The 1,746-nt window shown below is 51.1% G+C and carries 1 rRNA gene; it reads left to right on the top strand.

Going from position 1 to position 1,746, the window contains the following annotated elements:
* Window positions 1–1,722, top strand: a 23S ribosomal RNA gene (locus ACVCDT_RS16165); the annotation flags it as partial.
* Between the last annotated feature and the right edge of the window lie 24 nt (window positions 1,723–1,746).

Here is a 1,746-nt window from a genome sequence, read left to right as displayed (position 1 = left end):
CAAGTGGTAGGGGAGCGTTGTGTAAGTGGCTGAAGGTGAGCTGAGAGGCTTGCTGGACATATCACAAGTGCGAATGCTGACATGAGTAACGATAATGGGGGTGAAAAACCCCCACGCCGGAAGACCAAGGTTTCCTGTCCCATGCTAATCAGGGCAGGGTAAGTCGGCCCCTAAGGCGAGGCAGAAATGCGTAGTCGATGGGAAACGGGTTAATATTCCCGTACTTATATATTCAGTGATGGGGGGACGGAGAAAGTTATGCAGGCCTGGCGTTGGTTGTCCAGGTGAAAGTGTGTAGGGTTGAATCTTAGGCAAATCCGGGATTCAATATGCTCGAGACACGAGACGAGACACTAAGGTGTTGAAGTTGCAAATACTCTGCTTCCAGGAAAAGCCTCTAAACTTATGAATATGTGAACCGTACCCCAAACCGACACAGGTGGTCAGGTAGAGAATACTAAGGCGCTTGAGAGAACTTGGGTGAAGGAACTCGGCAAAATCGTACCGTAACTTCGGGAGAAGGTACGCCCCTGTTTGTGATTGGACTTGCTTCATGAGCGAATGGGGGCCGCAGTGAAATGGTGGCTGGAACTGTTTATTAAAAACACAGCACTGTGCTAAATCGAAAGATGACGTATACGGTGTGACGCCTGCCCGGTGCCGGAAGGTTAATTGATGGGGTTAGCTTCGGCGAAGCTCTTGATCGAAGCCCCGGTAAACGGCGGCCGTAACTATAACGGTCCTAAGGTAGCGAAATTCCTTGTCGGGTAAGTTCCGACCTGCACGAATGGCGTAATCATGGCCACGCTGTCTCCACCCAAGACTCAGTGAAATTGAAATCGCAGTGAAGATGCTGTGTACCCGCACCTAGACGGAAAGACCCCGTGAACCTTTACTATAGCTTGGCACTGAACATTGACCCTACATGTGTAGGATAGGTGGGAGACTTTGAAGCATTGTCGCCAGATGATGTGGAGTCAACCTTGAAATACCACCCTTGTAGGTTTGATGTTCTAACATTGTTCCCTTATCGGGAATGTGGACAGTGTCTGGTGGGTAGTTTGACTGGGGCGGTCTCCTCCCAAAGCGTAACGGAGGAGCACGAAGGTTGGCTAATCCTGGTCGGACATCAGGAGGTTAGTGCAATGGCATAAGCCAGCTTAACTGCGAGACAGACACGTCGAGCAGGTACGAAAGTAGGTCATAGTGATCCGGTGGTTCTGAATGGAAGGGCCATCGCTCAACGGATAAAAGGTACTCCGGGGATAACAGGCTGATACCGCCCAAGAGTTCATATCGACGGCGGTGTTTGGCACCTCGATGTCGGCTCATCACATCCTGGGGCTGAAGTCGGTCCCAAGGGTATGGCTGTTCGCCATTTAAAGTGGTACGCGAGCTGGGTTTAGAACGTCGTGAGACAGTTCGGTCCCTATCTGGTGTGGGCGTTGGATGATTGAGGGGAGCTGCTCCTAGTACGAGAGGACCGGAGTGGACGAACCGCTGGTGTTCGGGTTGTTTTGCCAAAGGCATTGCCCGGTAGCTACGTTCGGAATCGATAACCGCTGAAAGCATCTAAGCGGGAAGCGAGCCCCAAGATGAGTCATCCCTGACAGTTTAACTGTCCTAAAGGGTTGTTGAAGACTACGACGTAGATAGGCAGGGTGTGGAAGCGTAGCAATGCGTTGAGCTAACCTGTACTAATTGCCCGTGAGGCTTAACCATACAACGCCCAAGTGGCTTTTTATA

This window comes from Paraglaciecola aestuariivivens (genome assembly GCF_052983255.1).
The sequence above is the reverse complement of the archived record's forward strand: the minus strand, read 5'-3'. Positions and strand labels throughout refer to the sequence as shown.